Raw genomic sequence first — 14,032 nt, forward strand, 5'->3', positions numbered from 1 at the left:
TCTTGTTGTATACCCAATAAAAAAGGGCGACTCGCGTCGCCCTCTTATCATCTGTTCATCACCACATTATTTGGAGATGTGAGCGATCAGATCCAGAACCTTGTTAGAGTAGCCAGTTTCGTTGTCATACCAGGAAACCAGTTTCACGAAGGTGTCGCTCAGTGCGATACCTGCTTTGGCATCGAACACAGAGGTCAGTTTTTCGCCGTTGAAATCGGTGGATACCACGTCATCTTCGGTGTAACCCAGAACGCCTTTCAGTTCGCCTTCAGAAGCGGCTTTGATTGCTGCACAAATTTCTTTGTACGTTGCCGGTTTTTCCAGACGAGCAGTCAGGTCAACAACAGATACGTTCGGGGTCGGTACACGGAACGCCATACCAGTCAGTTTACCGTTCAGTGCCGGAATAACTTTACCTACAGCTTTAGCTGCACCGGTAGAAGACGGGATGATGTTCTGAGCTGCGCCACGGCCGCCGCGCCAGTCTTTGTGAGACGGGCCGTCAACGGTTTTCTGAGTCGCAGTGGTAGCGTGAACAGTGGTCATCAGTGCTTCAACGATACCGAATTTGTCGTTGATAACTTTAGCCAGCGGTGCCAGGCAGTTGGTGGTACAAGAGGCGTTAGACACGATATCCTGACCAGCGTAGGAAGCGTGGTTAACACCCATAACGAACATCGGAGTGTCGTCTTTAGACGGGCCAGTCAGAACCACTTTTTTAGCGCCAGCCTGGATGTGTTTACGCGCGGTTTCGTCGGTCAGGAAGATACCGGTTGCTTCAGCAACAACGTCAACACCAACTTCGTTCCACTTCAGGTTAGCCGGATCTTTCTCAGCGGTAACACGGATGGTTTTGCCGTTAACAACCAGGTGACCGTCTTTAACTTCAACAGTACCTTTGAAGCGGCCATGGGTGGAGTCATACTTCAGCATGTATGCCATGTATTCCGCATCCAGCAAATCGTTGATGGCAACGATTTCGATGTCAGAGCGTTCCTGTGCAGCGCGGAAAACGATACGGCCAATACGGCCAAACCCGTTGATACCTACTTTGATAGTCATATATTCCACCAGCTATTGGTTTGTGAATAAAAGGTTGGTTGTAAAATTACAAAAACCTTACTGAGCGTCAAGCGGAATCGTGTCAATCGTTGCGGTAAGTCAAAAGTCCGCTCAACAGTTGCACGATAAACAGCTATCAGCCTAACTAAAGGACATAACCCAATCATATGAGGAATGCACAGGCATGGAAACACCTGCCATAGGTGTAATTGTGATAGTGATCACAATTAAATGTGCCATTACTGCGTGGGGATAAGTGTAGGCCAAAATAGGCTGTGGCGGTGTTAACTTTTTGTTAGAATTATGCAGCATCGTTCTGGTGAAAAAATCGTGTTTCAGTGAGCATCTGATGACCAAGACAACTGTTTCCCAACGTAATCTGGATGAGTTAACCGACGTGCAACGGCACGTGACACAGCAACGGGGGACGGAAAGCCCCTATACCGGTAAGCTGTTGCATAACAAGCGCACGGGGGTTTATCACTGCCTGTGCTGCCATCAGCCGTTGTTTTATTCCGATAGCAAGTATGATTCCGGCTGCGGCTGGCCGAGTTTTGATCGCCCGGTGAATGAGCAGGCTATCCGCTATCTGGAGGATCATTCCCACCATATGCACCGTATTGAGATCCGTTGTGGTCAATGTGACGCTCATCTGGGGCATGTCTTCCCGGATGGCCCACAGGAGACGACCGGCGAGCGTTATTGTGTAAATTCTGTATCACTTAGCTTTATTGATGCAGAAAATGGTCAGCAGACGGATGGTTAGCCGGGCTAATACAATAGATTGACTTGAAACCAATAGATTGACTTGAAACGTTTCAGCTAAATCTGACTTCAGGCAGAAAAAAACATGCAATTAGACGATGTAATAACCAGTATGACGCCGGAGATTTATCAGCGTCTGACGACGGCGGTAGAGCTGGGAAAGTGGCCAGATGGCGTGGCCCTGACGGCGGAACAAAAAGAAAACGCACTACAGATGGTGATGCTATGGCAGGCGCGTAATAACACCGAAGCTGACCATATGACGATCAACACCCGTGGTGAAATCGAAATGAAGAGTAAGCAGGAATTAAAACAGCGCTTTGCTGGTGATACGATCACCACGTTGAAACCACAAGACTAAGCATTAGCGATATCGGTGGCTGGGCACGCCAGCGCTCAGCGCTGGCGTGATGAGAAGGGCGTTATTAACCCAGTGACGCAATAAACGTTGCCAGAGAAACCTGGGTGGCGCCGTGTTTTACCATCACGTCTATCGCCGACTGGCTGTCGTTGGGTTGCAGGTTAACGCCTCTGCAGCCCTCTGCCAGCACCTCGGTTTGATACCCCAGCGCCAGCGCATCCAGCACGGTGTATTTGACGCAATAATCGGTTGCCAGCCCCATGATGGTCAAACGGGTAATGTTTCTGGCTTTCAGCCAGTCGTTCAGGTCGGTGCGGGTGCGGTGACCGTTATCGAAAAATGCGCTGTAGCTGTCGATAAAAGGGTGCGTCCCCTTACGCACTACCCAGTCGATGGCTCGCTGATTCAGTCTGGGGTGCAGGTCGGCACCCGGTGAACCCTGTACGCAATGCACTGGCCACCAAATCTGTGGCAGCCCATCCAGTTCGCCTTGTTCACCCACATGGGTGCCGGAATTAATGGCGAAACTGCGGTGATCCGCCGGGTGCCAGTCCTGACAGGCTACCACCATGACGCCGGCCGATTTGCAGGCCGCGATAGCCTGATTGGCGATCGCGACCACACTATCTCCGTCCGAGACAGCCAGTGCGCCCCCCGCACAGAAGTCATTTTGGATATCCACCAGCAAGAGTGCTCTGTTCATCGTCTCTTCTTCTCATTGATGTTGTCTACCCTTAATACATCGGCTGCAGGTGATTTAATCTTTATCGCTTAATTCTCCGCGCAGGTTTTGCTGCATGAGTTGGCGAATTTGCTCAGGGGAGAGATCGTTTCGGCTTAACAGGTAATGCAGTTTCGTCAGCGCGGCCTCAACCGTCATATCAAACCCGCTGATAACGCCCGCTTGTGCCAGTGCATTACCAGTCGCGTAACCATCCATATTGACCCGGCCGGAGATACATTGCGTCAGGTTAACCACTACGATACCGCGTTCAGATGCGCGGCGTAGTTCATCCAGCAAACCTGAACTTTGTGGCGCATTACCGACACCATAGGAGCGCAGAATCAGTGCCTTGACTGGCTGGCGCAGGAAATTACTCACCACATCGGCAGAAATGCCGGGATAGATGGTCACCACGCCGATAGGTTGTGGTGTGATGGCATGGACAATCAGTGACCCGTCGAGTGGTTCGGGATTAGCGGGTGTTAAGCGGCGAATGTGGATACCGGCTTCCAGCAAGGGAGGAAAGTTCGGGGACGCGAAAGCATCGAAACCATCGGCATGTGCTTTGGTCGTCCGGTTACCACGCAACAATTTGTTGTTGAAGAACAGGCTAACTTCGTTGACCGGATGGTTGGCTGCCACGTACAGCGCATTGAGCAGGTTGGTTTGCCCATCAGAGCGCAACTCTGCCAGCGGAATTTGTGACCCTGTCACGATAACCGGCTTGGCGAGATTCTCCAACATGAACGACAACGCGGAGGCGGTAAACGCCATGGTATCGGTACCATGCAGGATGACGAAGCCATCGTATTGATCATAGTTTTGCTGAATATCATTGGCGATGAATTGCCAGTCCGAGGGTGTCATATCGGAAGAGTCAATCAGCGGCGTATATTCATGAATCGTGAATGATGGCATCTCCGGGCGATGGAATTCCGGCATTTGCGCCAATTGCTGTTGCAGGTGACCAGAAACCGGGACGTATCCGTGGGCGGAGCGCTGCATACCGATAGTGCCACCCGTATAGGCGACGTAGATGGATTTCTTTTGCATGGGTGTTATGGGTCGGGACTCGATTGGTTATAGAAAGGGTTAGCCCTGAAATGCTGGGATTATAAAAAGGTTTCAGTGGTAAAGACAGCCCGACTCGCGTCGGGCTGTGTAAGGGAGTGTTATCGTAAGTCGCCGCAGTTCAGGCACAACGCGTAGCGATTTTGCGGATCGTTTAGCGCGTCCAGAATCGAGGTCTGGGCACGAACGGTTTGCGCCAGTTGAGCCACCGGTGCCGGTACTAACGCCTGTACGGCGGAAGGCAACAATGCATAGACCGAACTTCTGACCTGGCTGAACATCACGTTGAGCAGATCCGGCTCTTCCGTGTACCAGCTCAACTGATACTGTTCCAGTTTGGCAAGCTCAGCGGCTTTCTTCACGGCATCGTCGAAGTCGCCCAATTGATCCACCAGACCATTAGCTTTGGCGTCACTGCCGACCCAGACATGCCCCTGGGCTATCGCATCGACTTCCTGCGGTGTCTTCTGGCGTGACTGGGCTACCAGAGAAACAAAATTTTGGTAACCACGCTCGATGCTAATTTGCATCAGTTGGCTTACTTGCGGTGGCAGTGTCTTGGTTTGGGACAAATCAGCCAGCGGCGAAGTGGCAACACCATCGGTATGCACACCAATGCTATCCAGCGCGTTTTCAAACGTGGTTACCACGCCGAAAATCCCAATCGAACCGGTCAGGGTACTGGGGCTGGCGATGATGGTGTTAGCTGGCGTAGAAATCCAGTAACCGCCAGATGCGGCCATCCCCCCCATGGAGACGATAACCGGTTTACCTGCCTGGCGTGCAGCCATCAGCTCAGAGCGAATCAGCTCAGACGCCGTCACGCTGCCGCCGGGGCTGTTAACCCGCAGGATAATGGCCTTCACTTTCGGGTCCAGCCGCGCATCACGAATTTGTGCGGCGGTGGTATCGCCACCAACGTATCCGGGGGTTTCTTTACCATCGATAATGGTGCCGCTGGCAAACACGACCGCTATCTCATTGCTGCTCGTGGCCGGTGGCGTTGGGGTGTAATCATAAATGCTGGTGAAATTGAAGTTCTTGGTTTTGGCATCCCACCCAAAGGCTTTGATAAGCGATTGCTCAATCGCCGAATGGGGAGCCACTTCATCCACCAGTTTATTTTCCAGTGCGTAACGCGCGGTATCACCATCTATCTTCTGCAGACCCGCGAGGATAGCATCAGCGCCGGGGAACAATTGCTGCGGGGTGATTTGACGGTTAGCCGCGACGGTATCGAGATAGTGCTGCCACAGGGTGGAAATCCAACGATTGTCGGCTTCGCGGGCATCGGGCGACATGTCATCGCGGATAAACGGCTCGACGGCGGATTTGTACGTGCCCACGCGGAAAATGTGCGCGGTGACTTTCAGCTTATCCAACAGCGTCTTGTAGTAGAGGTTATTGGTCGCAAAGCCATGCAGGTCAACATTTCCCTGTGGGGTCAGGTAGATTTTGTTGGCAAAGCTGGCCAGATAATATTGCGTCTGGTTGAAATTGTCGCCGACGGCAAAAATCGGTTTGCCCGCATCACGGAATTCGCGCAGCGCTTTACCGATGTATTGCAGTGAAGGCTGGTCAGCGCCGACAAAGTCAGACAAATCCATCACCATGCCGGTAATATTGCTGTCGTTTTTGGCCTGTCGAATACTTTCAACAATATCAAACAGCGAATTTTCCTGATGGCGGCTTGCCGACGCACCGAAAAATTCGCGGCCAAACTGGCGCAGCTTGTTATTAACGGACGGCTTATCCACCACCACCCCTGTCAGATCCAGCAACAATGCCCCTCGCACAGGTTCGGCCGGCGGGGCTTTGAACTGGCTGTAGATCCCGATAGCGACCAGGATCAGGCAAACCAGAAAGAGGTTGAGGATAAATTCGCGGATGAAATTCAGCAGGCGCCATCCCCATCTGAATATTCCACTGAAAATTCGCCACATTGTGCGCATGTCCACTCCGTCAAAAGAAAACTGGGTTTAAGCTGTGCTTCGGGTTAGCAGTGATATCTGCGTGAACGCATCCGAACGCGAGCACTGCGGTATCCTAATGAGCGACAGAATAAAAGTCAGCTATTTATCTTGCCGCACGGTCAGTAGCAGGGCGCTAACTTGTAACAAATCTTCTACCTGTGCTACCGTGGCGCGCAACCGGATTTTATTCACCGACAGCAGATTTTTCATGACAGGAGAGATGTGATGGATGCTCTGGAATTGCTACTGAATCGCCGTTCGGCGTCGCGTCTGGCCGCCCCTGCGCCGACAGGCGAGGTACTGGACAATATCCTGCGAGCGGGTTTACGGGCTCCTGATCATGGCGCACTTCAACCCTGGCGTTTTTCTATTATCCAGGATGATGGGTTATCCCGTTTTAGTGAGTTGCTGGTTAGAGCGGCATTGCAGGATAAGCAGGATGAGGCGGCCGTCGAAAAAGCGCGTCAGGCGCCGTTTCGTGCGCCGATGATCATTACCGTGGTAGCGCACTGCGTGGATAATCCGAAGGTTCCCCATTGGGAGCAGGTGGTCTCAGCAGGATGTGCGGTACAGGCGATGCAAATGGCCGCACTGGCACAAGGTTTCAACGGTATCTGGCGTAGTGGTGCCTGGACTCATCATCCGCTGGTACGTGATGCTTTCGGTTGTCGTGCGTCGGATGAAATTGTTGGTTTCCTCTATCTGGGGACTCCGCAGCTTAAAGCCTCCGCCGCTGTCGCGTCCGTTGATAGCACGAAGTTTGTCAGCTATTTCTAATCCTGTATTGACGATGTTTCCCTTGCGCCACATGCCCGATGGGCGGTGAAGCAAGGGATATCCGTTCTGTTGTGCGGTGTAACATGCGACTGTTTATTGCGGAAAAACCCAGTCTTGCCAGAGCGATTGCCGATGTCTTGCCTAAACCGCACCGGCGGGGCGATGGCTTCATTGCCTGTGGCGAACAGGATATGGTGACCTGGTGTGTGGGGCACCTGCTGGAACAGGCACAACCAGACGTTTACGATGCCCGCTACGCGCGCTGGTCGCTGGCTGACTTGCCGATCGTGCCACAAAAATGGCTGCTCCAGCCGCGCCCATCGGTGAGCAAGCAACTGAATGTGATCAAAAAACTGCTGACGCAGGCTGATGAAGTGATCCATGCCGGTGACCCGGACCGGGAAGGGCAGTTGCTGGTCGATGAGGTGCTGGAGTATCTGGCGCTGCCTGAGGCGAAACGCCAGCAGGTACGCCGTTGTCTCATCAACGACCTGAACCCGCAGGCGGTGGAGCGGGCAGTATCGCGCCTGCGTGAAAACCGGGAGTTTGTTCCGCTGTGTGTGTCCGCACTGGCGCGTTCACGTGCTGACTGGTTATATGGCATTAATATGACCCGCGCCTATACCTTGCTGGGGAAAAATGCCGGGTATGAAGGTGTATTGTCAGTCGGTCGGGTACAGACGCCGGTATTGGGGCTGGTTGTCCGGCGAGATGAAGAAATAGACAATTTTGTGCCGCGCGACTATTTCGAGGTTAAGGCCCACATTGTTACCCCCGCCAATGAGCGGTTTGTCGCATTGTGGCAGCCAAGTGAGTCGTGTGAACCGTATCAGGACGAAGAAGGGCGCTTGCTACACCGTCCGCTGGCTGAGCACGTTGTTAAACGCATTGAAGGACAACCTGCACAGGTCACGGCCTATAATGATAAACGGGAATCGGAAACCGCACCGTTGCCGTATTCTCTTTCCGCTTTGCAAATTGAAGCGGCTAAACGCTTTGGGTTGAGCGCCCAACAAGTGCTGGATATTTGCCAGCGGTTGTATGAGACGCACAAGTTGATCACCTATCCGCGTTCGGATTGCCGGTATCTGCCGGAAGAGCATTTCGCCGGGCGACACGCGGTACTGAAAGCGATTGCCGCACATCAGCCGGATTTATTGCCGCAGCCTGTGGTGGATCCTGAACGCCGTAATCGCTGCTGGGATGACAGCAAGGTTGACGCACACCACGCCATTATCCCCACCGCGCGTAGCACCCGCACGCCGCTAACCGAGCAGGAAAATCAGGTTTATGGGTTGGTTGCCCGGCAGTACCTGATGCAGTTTTGCGCCGATGCTGTGTTTCGTAAATGCGTTATCGAGCTGGATATCGCTGGTGGCAAGTTCGTGGCGAAAGCCCGTTTTTTGGCAGAGGCGGGGTGGCGCACGTTGCTCGGCCATAAAGAGCGGGACGAGGAAAACGAGGGAATGCCATTGCCGGTGGTGGCGAAAGGCGATGAATTGCTGTGTGAGAGGGGCGAGGTGGTTGAGCGACAGACGCAGCCTCCCCGGCCGTTTACCGACGCGACGTTGCTATCTGCCATGACCGGGATTGCCCGCTTCGTGCAGGATAAGGCGCTGAAGAAGATTTTACGTGAGACAGATGGATTGGGCACCGAAGCTACGCGCGCAGGCATTATCGAACTGTTGTTTAAACGCGCGTTTCTGATAAAGAAAGGGCGCTATATTCATTCGACTGATGCAGGTAAAGCATTGATTCATGCGCTACCACCGATCGCCGCACACCCAGATATGACGGCGCACTGGGAAGCGACGTTGACGCAAATTAGTGAAAAACGTTGCCGCTATCAGGATTTCATGCAGCCGTTGACGCAATCGTTGTACGAACTGATTCAGCAGGCACGACAAAGTGGTAATATCTCGGCGTTCAGAGGATTACCGCCCGTTAAGAGCGCTTCGCCCGAGAAGCGCAAACGTCGTCAGTCACGTTCAGCCAGCACCAAGGAGTAACGCAGATGAAAGCATGGGGCACCTTCCTGATGGCAACCGGCTTGTTGCTATCTTCCGCTACGCAGGCGGCGACGCAAACCACGGTGGTGACGCAGGGACATCCCGTCATTTTGCCGGGAAACAACGTCGCAACCCAGGGCACGGTATCCGGCACGCAGGGTGCGATTAATACGCAGGGCGTTGCCAATGCTCAGGGGACGACCAACACAGACGTGGTGGTGCCTGTGCCGCCACAGGTCGTGTGGGGTAACGGTGGTAATGCCGGTGGCAATGTTCAGCGAGAAACTCAGGTTAATTGCATGAGTTGCTGTATTTATCAAAACAGAAGCTACTCTGAAGGCTCGGTCGTCAGGGCGGAAGGGGTGTTACTGCAATGCCAGCGCGATAAAGGCAACCTGGGCACCAATAATCTGGTGTGGCGGATCCTCAAAGATCAGCAATAAACAGCGATAACGGGGCGATGTAGCCCCGTTGTTCTTTCAGAGAGTGAATTCCGCCCATACCGGTGCATGGTCAGAGGGTTTCTCCATTGCCCGAATGGCGTAATCAATACCCGTGGCGGCGCAGCGGCTGGCCAGCGGTGAGGTCGCCATGATCAGATCGATACGCAGTCCACGGTTATCATCAAACCCTGATGAGCGGTAGTCAAACCACGAAAACTTATCTTGACATTCGGGATTGGCAGCCCGGAATGTATCGACCAGCCCCCAGCTTTTCAGCCGTTCCATCCATTCACGCTCTTCTGGCAGGAATGAGCACTTCCCGGTGCGCAGCCAGCGTTTACGGTTATCGTCCCCAATACCGATATCCAGATCGGTCGGGCTGATGTTCATGTCACCCATGATAAGCACCGGCTGGTCCGCCTGATGGTGCTGCTCAAGATAGTGCTGCAAATCCTGGTAAAAACGGGTTTTGGCAGGAAACTTGACCGGGTGGTCGCGGCTTTCGCCCTGTGGGAAGTAGCCATTCACCACCGTCAGTGTGCCGAGCGGCGTTGCCAGATCCGCCATAATGATACGGCGCTGGGCGTCATCGTCGTCGGTGGGAAAACCGCGCCGAACCGCCAGGGGTTCAGCTTTGGTCAGCAGCGCAACACCGTAATGGCCTTTCTGTCCATGATAGAAAACGTGGTAACCGAACTGTTTTACATCGTCAAGTGGAAACATGTCGTCATGGACTTTGGTTTCCTGCAAGCCGATTACGTCAGGCTGGTGTTGTTCGATGATTGCGGCCAGTTGATGGGGACGGGCTCGCAGCCCATTGATATTGAAAGAAACAAACTTCATGTTCGCTGCCGTTGTTAAAAAAACGTGCTCTGATGTTAGCAGAAAGGCGGCAGAGGAGTCACGGCGGCGATACGATCGTGTCAACAGTCATAACTATCGGTGATGGCTGGTTGAACCGGTTCACAATAGCCCGTATACTCCGCGCCTTGCAGGAGAGCGGAAGGCACGACATACCACGACACGCCTTCCCGCCGAAGGCGCAAACTCCCATAATCGCTCAGGCCACCTTACTGCACATTTCAATGACGCCAACTGGAGAGCGGTTGCCAGACAACCCACCGAAGGGGCAAGCGGTATCACCGCGTAAACTCTCAGGTAAAAGGACAGAGGGAGGGGCACATTTCACAATGGTACATGTGTGCTGACCTATATCTATCTGATCGCCATTACTGCTGAAGGGATGTCCGGTGCGCTGGCCGCTGGCCGTCGTAACATGGATATTTTTGGTGTTTCGATGATCGCCTTTATTACCGCGTTGGGTGGCGGTACGGTGCGCGATATCATGCTAGGCAATTATCCCATCGCCTGGACGCAACACCCTGCCTATATCTATCTCACTATCGGTGCAGGTCTTCTGGCCGTGCTGGCATCACGTGTGATGCATCACTTGCATCGGCTGTTTTTAGTGCTGGATGCCATGGGGTTGGTGGCATTTACCATCATCGGTTGCAATGTGGCTATCGAACTGGGTTATTCACCCACCGTAGTGGTAATGGCTGGCATCACCACCGGTATCTTTGGCGGCATCTTGCGGGATATTTTTTGCAACCGTACGCCGATGGTGTTGCGTAAGGAGCTTTACGCTTGCGTGTCACTGCTGGTGGCACTGGTGTACCTGAGCTTGCGTGAAATCGGCATAAACCACGACATCAATCAGCTTATCTCTTTTTCTATCGGGCTGGCGCTCCGTCTGGCGGCCATTTTCTGGTCCTGGCAGTTGCCAGTATTCAGTTATATGCCAGAACGCTGGAAAGAATAATGGTTCTTCCACCGGACAAGGTGACACTGACGATCACATCGCTGTAGGACATCACGGATGCGATAATGCCTACAGGCCGCATCGGTCTTGCCACGACATGTCGTTATCTGGCGATTTATTGGTTTTTGTACGAGTGAGTGTATCGGGGAATAACAACGTGATGGATTTCAGTGGGTCGCGATAAACGCGGTAGAGATGGTGGTGGGGGAAGGATTCGAACCTTCGAAGTCTGTGACGGCAGATTTACAGTCTGCTCCCTTTGGCCGCTCGGGAACCCCACCACTGGCCTGATTGCTCTTTCGTGTCGAGCGGGGCGCATCATATCAAATGCCGCGCCTCTGTAAAGGCTGAAAAAACAAAAACAAGTTCGTTTGCCGTTTTTTTATGCCGCCCGATGCAATTGTAGGCAAAGGGCGGCGAAGTGCTAATCAACGCAGGATAGCTAACTACCGCAGGATAATAGTGCGGTTGCCGTAGACGAACACGCGCTGGGCCAGAACATGATAGAGCGCCCGGCTCAGGACGTTTTTCTCTACGTCGCGGCCGGCACGCATCATGTCGTCGGCAGTGTAGGTGTGGTCAACATTAATCACGTCCTGCATGATGATGGGGCCTTCATCCAGATTGTCATTCACGTAATGCGCGGTTGCACCGATGATTTTCACGCCTCGCTCGTAAGCCTGATGATACGGGCGTGCACCGATGAAGGCTGGCAGGAACGAGTGATGAATGTTAATAACCCGGTTAGGGTAGTTCTGGACAAATGCGGGGGTTAAGACTCGCATATACTTCGCCAGTACCACGTAGTCCGGTTTGTATTGGTCTATCTGCGCGACCATTTTCAGGTCGTGCTCTTCGCGTGTCAGGCCGTCATGGCTGACCAGATGGAACGGAATATCGAAGCGTTCTACCAGAGTGCGCAGCGTGTCGTGGTTACCGATCACGGCAGCGATTTCAACATCGAGACCGCCGTAGGTGCTTTTCATTAGCAGATCGCCAAGGCAATGCGCTTCTTTGGTCACCAGAATGACGACACGGCGACGCCCGGCGCTGCTCAGTTCGCGCACGGAACCTTCCGGTAAGGCGCTGTCCATATCGGCCAGCAGCGTAGTGTCATTGAAAATGCCTTCCAATTCCGTACGCATGAAGAAACGACCAGTACGGTGATCAACGAATTCCGAATTCTGCACAATATTCAGTTCGTGCTTGTAACAGATGTTGGTGATCTTGGCGATAAGCCCTTTTGCATCAGGGCAGATTGTCCGTAAAATTTTTCGTTGGATATTCTGGGATTGCATGGAGTTGGGATCCTGTCCAAAACATAAATCAAGTATTGCTGTTACGCGATGCCGGAATCACCGCCGTAATCAAGGTGTCATTGTCCGCAGCACTTTTTGTATTTTTTGCCGGAGCCGCACGGACAGCTATCGTTCCTGCCGGTTTGCAAGTGAACGCCGTCGACATAGTACCAGCGATCGTGACAGCGAAGGAAGCGAGAACGCTCTCTCATCAATACCCGGGAGTCTGGATGGCCGGTTGTGCTATAGCTGGCAGCGAACTCAACATACCCTTCGTCTGCTGTTTTTCCCGGGGTAACATCCAGTATCCGTAGACCGAGCCAATGGGTATCAGCACAACTGGCGGCAATATCGGTTCGCCAGTTTTCCGCGTGACAGTCTGGATGCCAGGTGGCGACCAGATAGTCAACGTCTTGTTTGACGTAAGCGGTATAGCGTGAACGCATCAGCAACTCAGGACGCGGCGCCTGACTGTCATGAAGCAGGTAAGGCTGACAACAGCGTTCATACGGCTGGGCACTACCGCATGGGCAATATTCGGACACAATATCTCCTGCAAAATTCTGCAATAACGTTAATTAATTAAGACACCATCGATAAGACGTGGGGTATGTTACCTAATACGGTTTGTCGGCCGCAATCATCTGGTCTTGCAGGGACGTCACGACGATATCGCAACCAGTCGGCACTCGTAGCGGAATGACCATCAGCAACTGTCACGCACGAGAACTGTCACACACGATTGTGTGACACCGCCTAGAATAAGACATAGGAGGAACACCATGCGGAAGGTAAAAATAGGTCTGGCATTGGGTTCTGGTGCTGCCAAGGGATGGGCGCATATCGGCGTGCTGAATGCACTGGAGGAGTTGGGGATTTTTCCTGATGTCGTTGCCGGATGTTCGGTGGGCGCACTGGTTGGTGCGGCCTATGCCACACATCGACTGGATAGCATGGCGCATTGGGTGAACGGTTTTCGCTACTGGGATGTCATCCGATTGATGGATTTTTCCTGGCGTCGTGGTGGATTATTGCGGGGCGATCGTGTTTTCAACCACGTAAAGCATTTGCTACTTACGCAACATATTGAAGAGTGTGCTATCAAATATGGTGCTGTAGCGACTAACCTGAGTACAGGGAGGGAACTATGGCTCACACAAGGCGATTTGCACTTAGCTATTCGTGCCTCCTGCAGCATGCCGGGGTTATTGGCACCTGTGCAACTGAATGGGTATTGGCTGGTGGATGGTGCTGTGGTGAATCCCGTGCCGGTCTCATTGACGCGGGCGATGGGAGCGGATGTGGTGATTGCGGTGGATTTGCAACACGATGCCAGCTTGCAGCAACATAATCTGTTGTCCGGTAAAATGGCTCCAGCGCAAGAAATGACGACTCCGCGTAGTTGGCGTGAGCGCATTCGTTATCGTTTATCTCATCGCTTTCGTCAACAGACGGAGGTGACGCCTACCGCGATGGAGATAATGAGTACCTCTATACAGATATTGGAGAATCGCCTGAAAATGAACCGTATGGCGGGTGATCCCCCTGATGTATTGATTCAGCCTTATTGTCCGCAAATTGCTACGCTGGATTTTCATCGGGCGGGAGAGGCTATTGAGTCTGGCAGGGCGGCGGTAGAAAAACAGCGGGAGTTATTGTTACCACTGGTCAACCGGGTCATCTAAGGAAGTTTTTCGATTTAGGATTCGGCAACGAATGATAATAAG

Annotated in this window: 14 protein-coding genes, 1 tRNA gene and 1 riboswitch; of the genes, 7 read left to right on the forward strand and 8 right to left on the reverse strand. The window is 53.0% G+C overall.

The genetic code is table 11. The features are described from left to right. Nucleotides 1-66 precede the first annotated feature (66 nt). Entirely contained in the window at nt 67-1,062 is a 996-nt protein-coding gene (gene gapA / locus LF929_RS09935; RefSeq protein WP_012884832.1) for a glyceraldehyde-3-phosphate dehydrogenase, read from the reverse strand. Nucleotides 1,063-1,411: 349 nt separating this feature from the next. Here gapA and msrB point away from each other — a divergent pair, with 349 nt between their 5' ends. After that, a complete protein-coding gene (msrB, locus tag LF929_RS09940; RefSeq protein ID WP_038906356.1) occupies nt 1,412-1,828 on the forward strand; it encodes a peptide-methionine (R)-S-oxide reductase MsrB in 417 nt (138 codons plus the stop codon). Between the two features lie 84 nt (nt 1,829-1,912). Then, a complete protein-coding gene (locus LF929_RS09945) occupies nt 1,913-2,188 on the forward strand; it encodes a YeaC family protein (protein WP_210176769.1) in 276 nt (91 codons plus the stop codon). 64 nt (nt 2,189-2,252) lie between these two features. Here LF929_RS09945 and pncA read toward each other — a convergent pair whose 3' ends face one another. The 3 genes from pncA to sppA all read right to left on the reverse strand — a co-directional run bounded on the left by pncA (nt 2,253) and on the right by sppA (nt 5,935). Continuing rightward, entirely contained in the window at nt 2,253-2,891 is a 639-nt protein-coding gene (pncA, locus tag LF929_RS09950) for a bifunctional nicotinamidase/pyrazinamidase (protein WP_038904440.1), read from the reverse strand. Nucleotides 2,892-2,945: 54 nt separating this feature from the next. Then, nucleotides 2,946-3,965: an asparaginase gene (ansA, locus tag LF929_RS09955; protein ID WP_038904438.1), complete on the reverse strand. Its 1,020-nt coding sequence runs from the start codon at nt 3,963-3,965 to the stop codon at nt 2,946-2,948. 119 nt (nt 3,966-4,084) lie between these two features. Beyond that, nucleotides 4,085-5,935, reverse strand: a complete 1,851-nt coding sequence (sppA, locus tag LF929_RS09960) for a signal peptide peptidase SppA (protein WP_038904437.1) — start codon at nt 5,933-5,935, stop codon at nt 4,085-4,087. Between the two features lie 246 nt (nt 5,936-6,181). On the opposite strand from sppA, the gene LF929_RS09965 reads away from it, so the two are divergent. From LF929_RS09965 to LF929_RS09975, 3 genes are all read left to right on the forward strand, one after another. Further along, nucleotides 6,182-6,733 carry an NAD(P)H nitroreductase gene (locus LF929_RS09965; protein ID WP_016941286.1) on the forward strand — a complete coding sequence of 184 codons (552 nt, stop codon included), beginning with the start codon at nt 6,182-6,184 and terminating at the stop codon, nt 6,731-6,733. Nucleotides 6,734-6,816: 83 nt separating this feature from the next. After that, nucleotides 6,817-8,742 (forward strand): DNA topoisomerase III, encoded by a 1,926-nt coding sequence (locus LF929_RS09970; RefSeq protein WP_210175676.1) that lies wholly within the window; start codon nt 6,817-6,819, stop codon nt 8,740-8,742. Nucleotides 8,743-8,906: 164 nt separating this feature from the next. Beyond that, nucleotides 8,907-9,185: a DUF1496 domain-containing protein gene (locus tag LF929_RS09975; RefSeq protein WP_050570735.1), complete on the forward strand. Its 279-nt coding sequence runs from the start codon at nt 8,907-8,909 to the stop codon at nt 9,183-9,185. 36 nt (nt 9,186-9,221) lie between these two features. On the opposite strand, the gene xthA is transcribed toward LF929_RS09975, so the two are convergent. Next, a complete protein-coding gene (gene xthA / locus LF929_RS09980) occupies nt 9,222-10,028 on the reverse strand; it encodes an exodeoxyribonuclease III (RefSeq protein ID WP_038908041.1) in 807 nt (268 codons plus the stop codon). Between the two features lie 242 nt (nt 10,029-10,270). Beyond that, nucleotides 10,271-10,365: riboswitch (glycine riboswitch) on the forward strand. Nucleotides 10,366-10,386: 21 nt separating this feature from the next. Between xthA and LF929_RS09985 the strand changes: the two genes are divergently transcribed. Continuing rightward, a complete protein-coding gene (locus LF929_RS09985) occupies nt 10,387-11,007 on the forward strand; it encodes a trimeric intracellular cation channel family protein (RefSeq protein WP_016941290.1) in 621 nt (206 codons plus the stop codon). Nucleotides 11,008-11,203: 196 nt separating this feature from the next. Here the strand turns inward: LF929_RS09985 and LF929_RS09990 are convergent. From LF929_RS09990 to LF929_RS10000, 3 genes are all read right to left on the reverse strand, one after another. Further along, nucleotides 11,204-11,288 (reverse strand) — tRNA-Tyr (locus tag LF929_RS09990). A gap of 165 nt (nt 11,289-11,453) precedes the next feature. After that, on the reverse strand, nt 11,454-12,305 hold the full coding sequence (gene purU / locus LF929_RS09995; RefSeq protein WP_038904431.1) for a formyltetrahydrofolate deformylase: 852 nt from the start codon (nt 12,303-12,305) through the stop codon (nt 11,454-11,456). 77 nt (nt 12,306-12,382) lie between these two features. Beyond that, nucleotides 12,383-12,850, reverse strand: coding sequence for a YchJ family protein (locus tag LF929_RS10000; protein ID WP_038908040.1), 468 nt, complete (start codon nt 12,848-12,850; stop codon nt 12,383-12,385). Nucleotides 12,851-13,087: 237 nt separating this feature from the next. Between LF929_RS10000 and rssA the strand changes: the two genes are divergently transcribed. Further along, entirely contained in the window at nt 13,088-13,990 is a 903-nt protein-coding gene (rssA, locus tag LF929_RS10005) for a patatin-like phospholipase RssA (protein WP_038908039.1), read from the forward strand. Nucleotides 13,991-14,032 lie beyond the last annotated feature (42 nt).

Source organism: Dickeya oryzae (assembly GCF_020406815.2).
Taxonomy (GTDB): Bacteria; Pseudomonadota; Gammaproteobacteria; order Enterobacterales; family Enterobacteriaceae; genus Dickeya; species Dickeya oryzae.

What these genes read in the sequence shown, in the direction of transcription:
- gapA (WP_012884832.1), bottom strand. Translation starts at nt 1,062, where the DNA reads ATGACTATCAAAGTAGGTATCAACGGGTTTGGCCGTATTGGCCGTATC.
- msrB (WP_038906356.1), top strand. Translation starts at nt 1,412, where the DNA reads ATGACCAAGACAACTGTTTCCCAACGTAATCTGGATGAGTTAACCGAC.
- LF929_RS09945 (WP_210176769.1), top strand. Translation starts at nt 1,913, where the DNA reads ATGCAATTAGACGATGTAATAACCAGTATGACGCCGGAGATTTATCAG.
- pncA (WP_038904440.1), bottom strand. Translation starts at nt 2,891, where the DNA reads ATGAACAGAGCACTCTTGCTGGTGGATATCCAAAATGACTTCTGTGCG.
- ansA (WP_038904438.1), bottom strand. Translation starts at nt 3,965, where the DNA reads ATGCAAAAGAAATCCATCTACGTCGCCTATACGGGTGGCACTATCGGT.
- sppA (WP_038904437.1), bottom strand. Translation starts at nt 5,935, where the DNA reads ATGCGCACAATGTGGCGAATTTTCAGTGGAATATTCAGATGGGGATGG.
- LF929_RS09965 (WP_016941286.1), top strand. Translation starts at nt 6,182, where the DNA reads ATGGATGCTCTGGAATTGCTACTGAATCGCCGTTCGGCGTCGCGTCTG.
- LF929_RS09970 (WP_210175676.1), top strand. Translation starts at nt 6,817, where the DNA reads ATGCGACTGTTTATTGCGGAAAAACCCAGTCTTGCCAGAGCGATTGCC.
- xthA (WP_038908041.1), bottom strand. Translation starts at nt 10,028, where the DNA reads ATGAAGTTTGTTTCTTTCAATATCAATGGGCTGCGAGCCCGTCCCCAT.
- purU (WP_038904431.1), bottom strand. Translation starts at nt 12,305, where the DNA reads ATGCAATCCCAGAATATCCAACGAAAAATTTTACGGACAATCTGCCCT.
- rssA (WP_038908039.1), top strand. Translation starts at nt 13,088, where the DNA reads ATGCGGAAGGTAAAAATAGGTCTGGCATTGGGTTCTGGTGCTGCCAAG.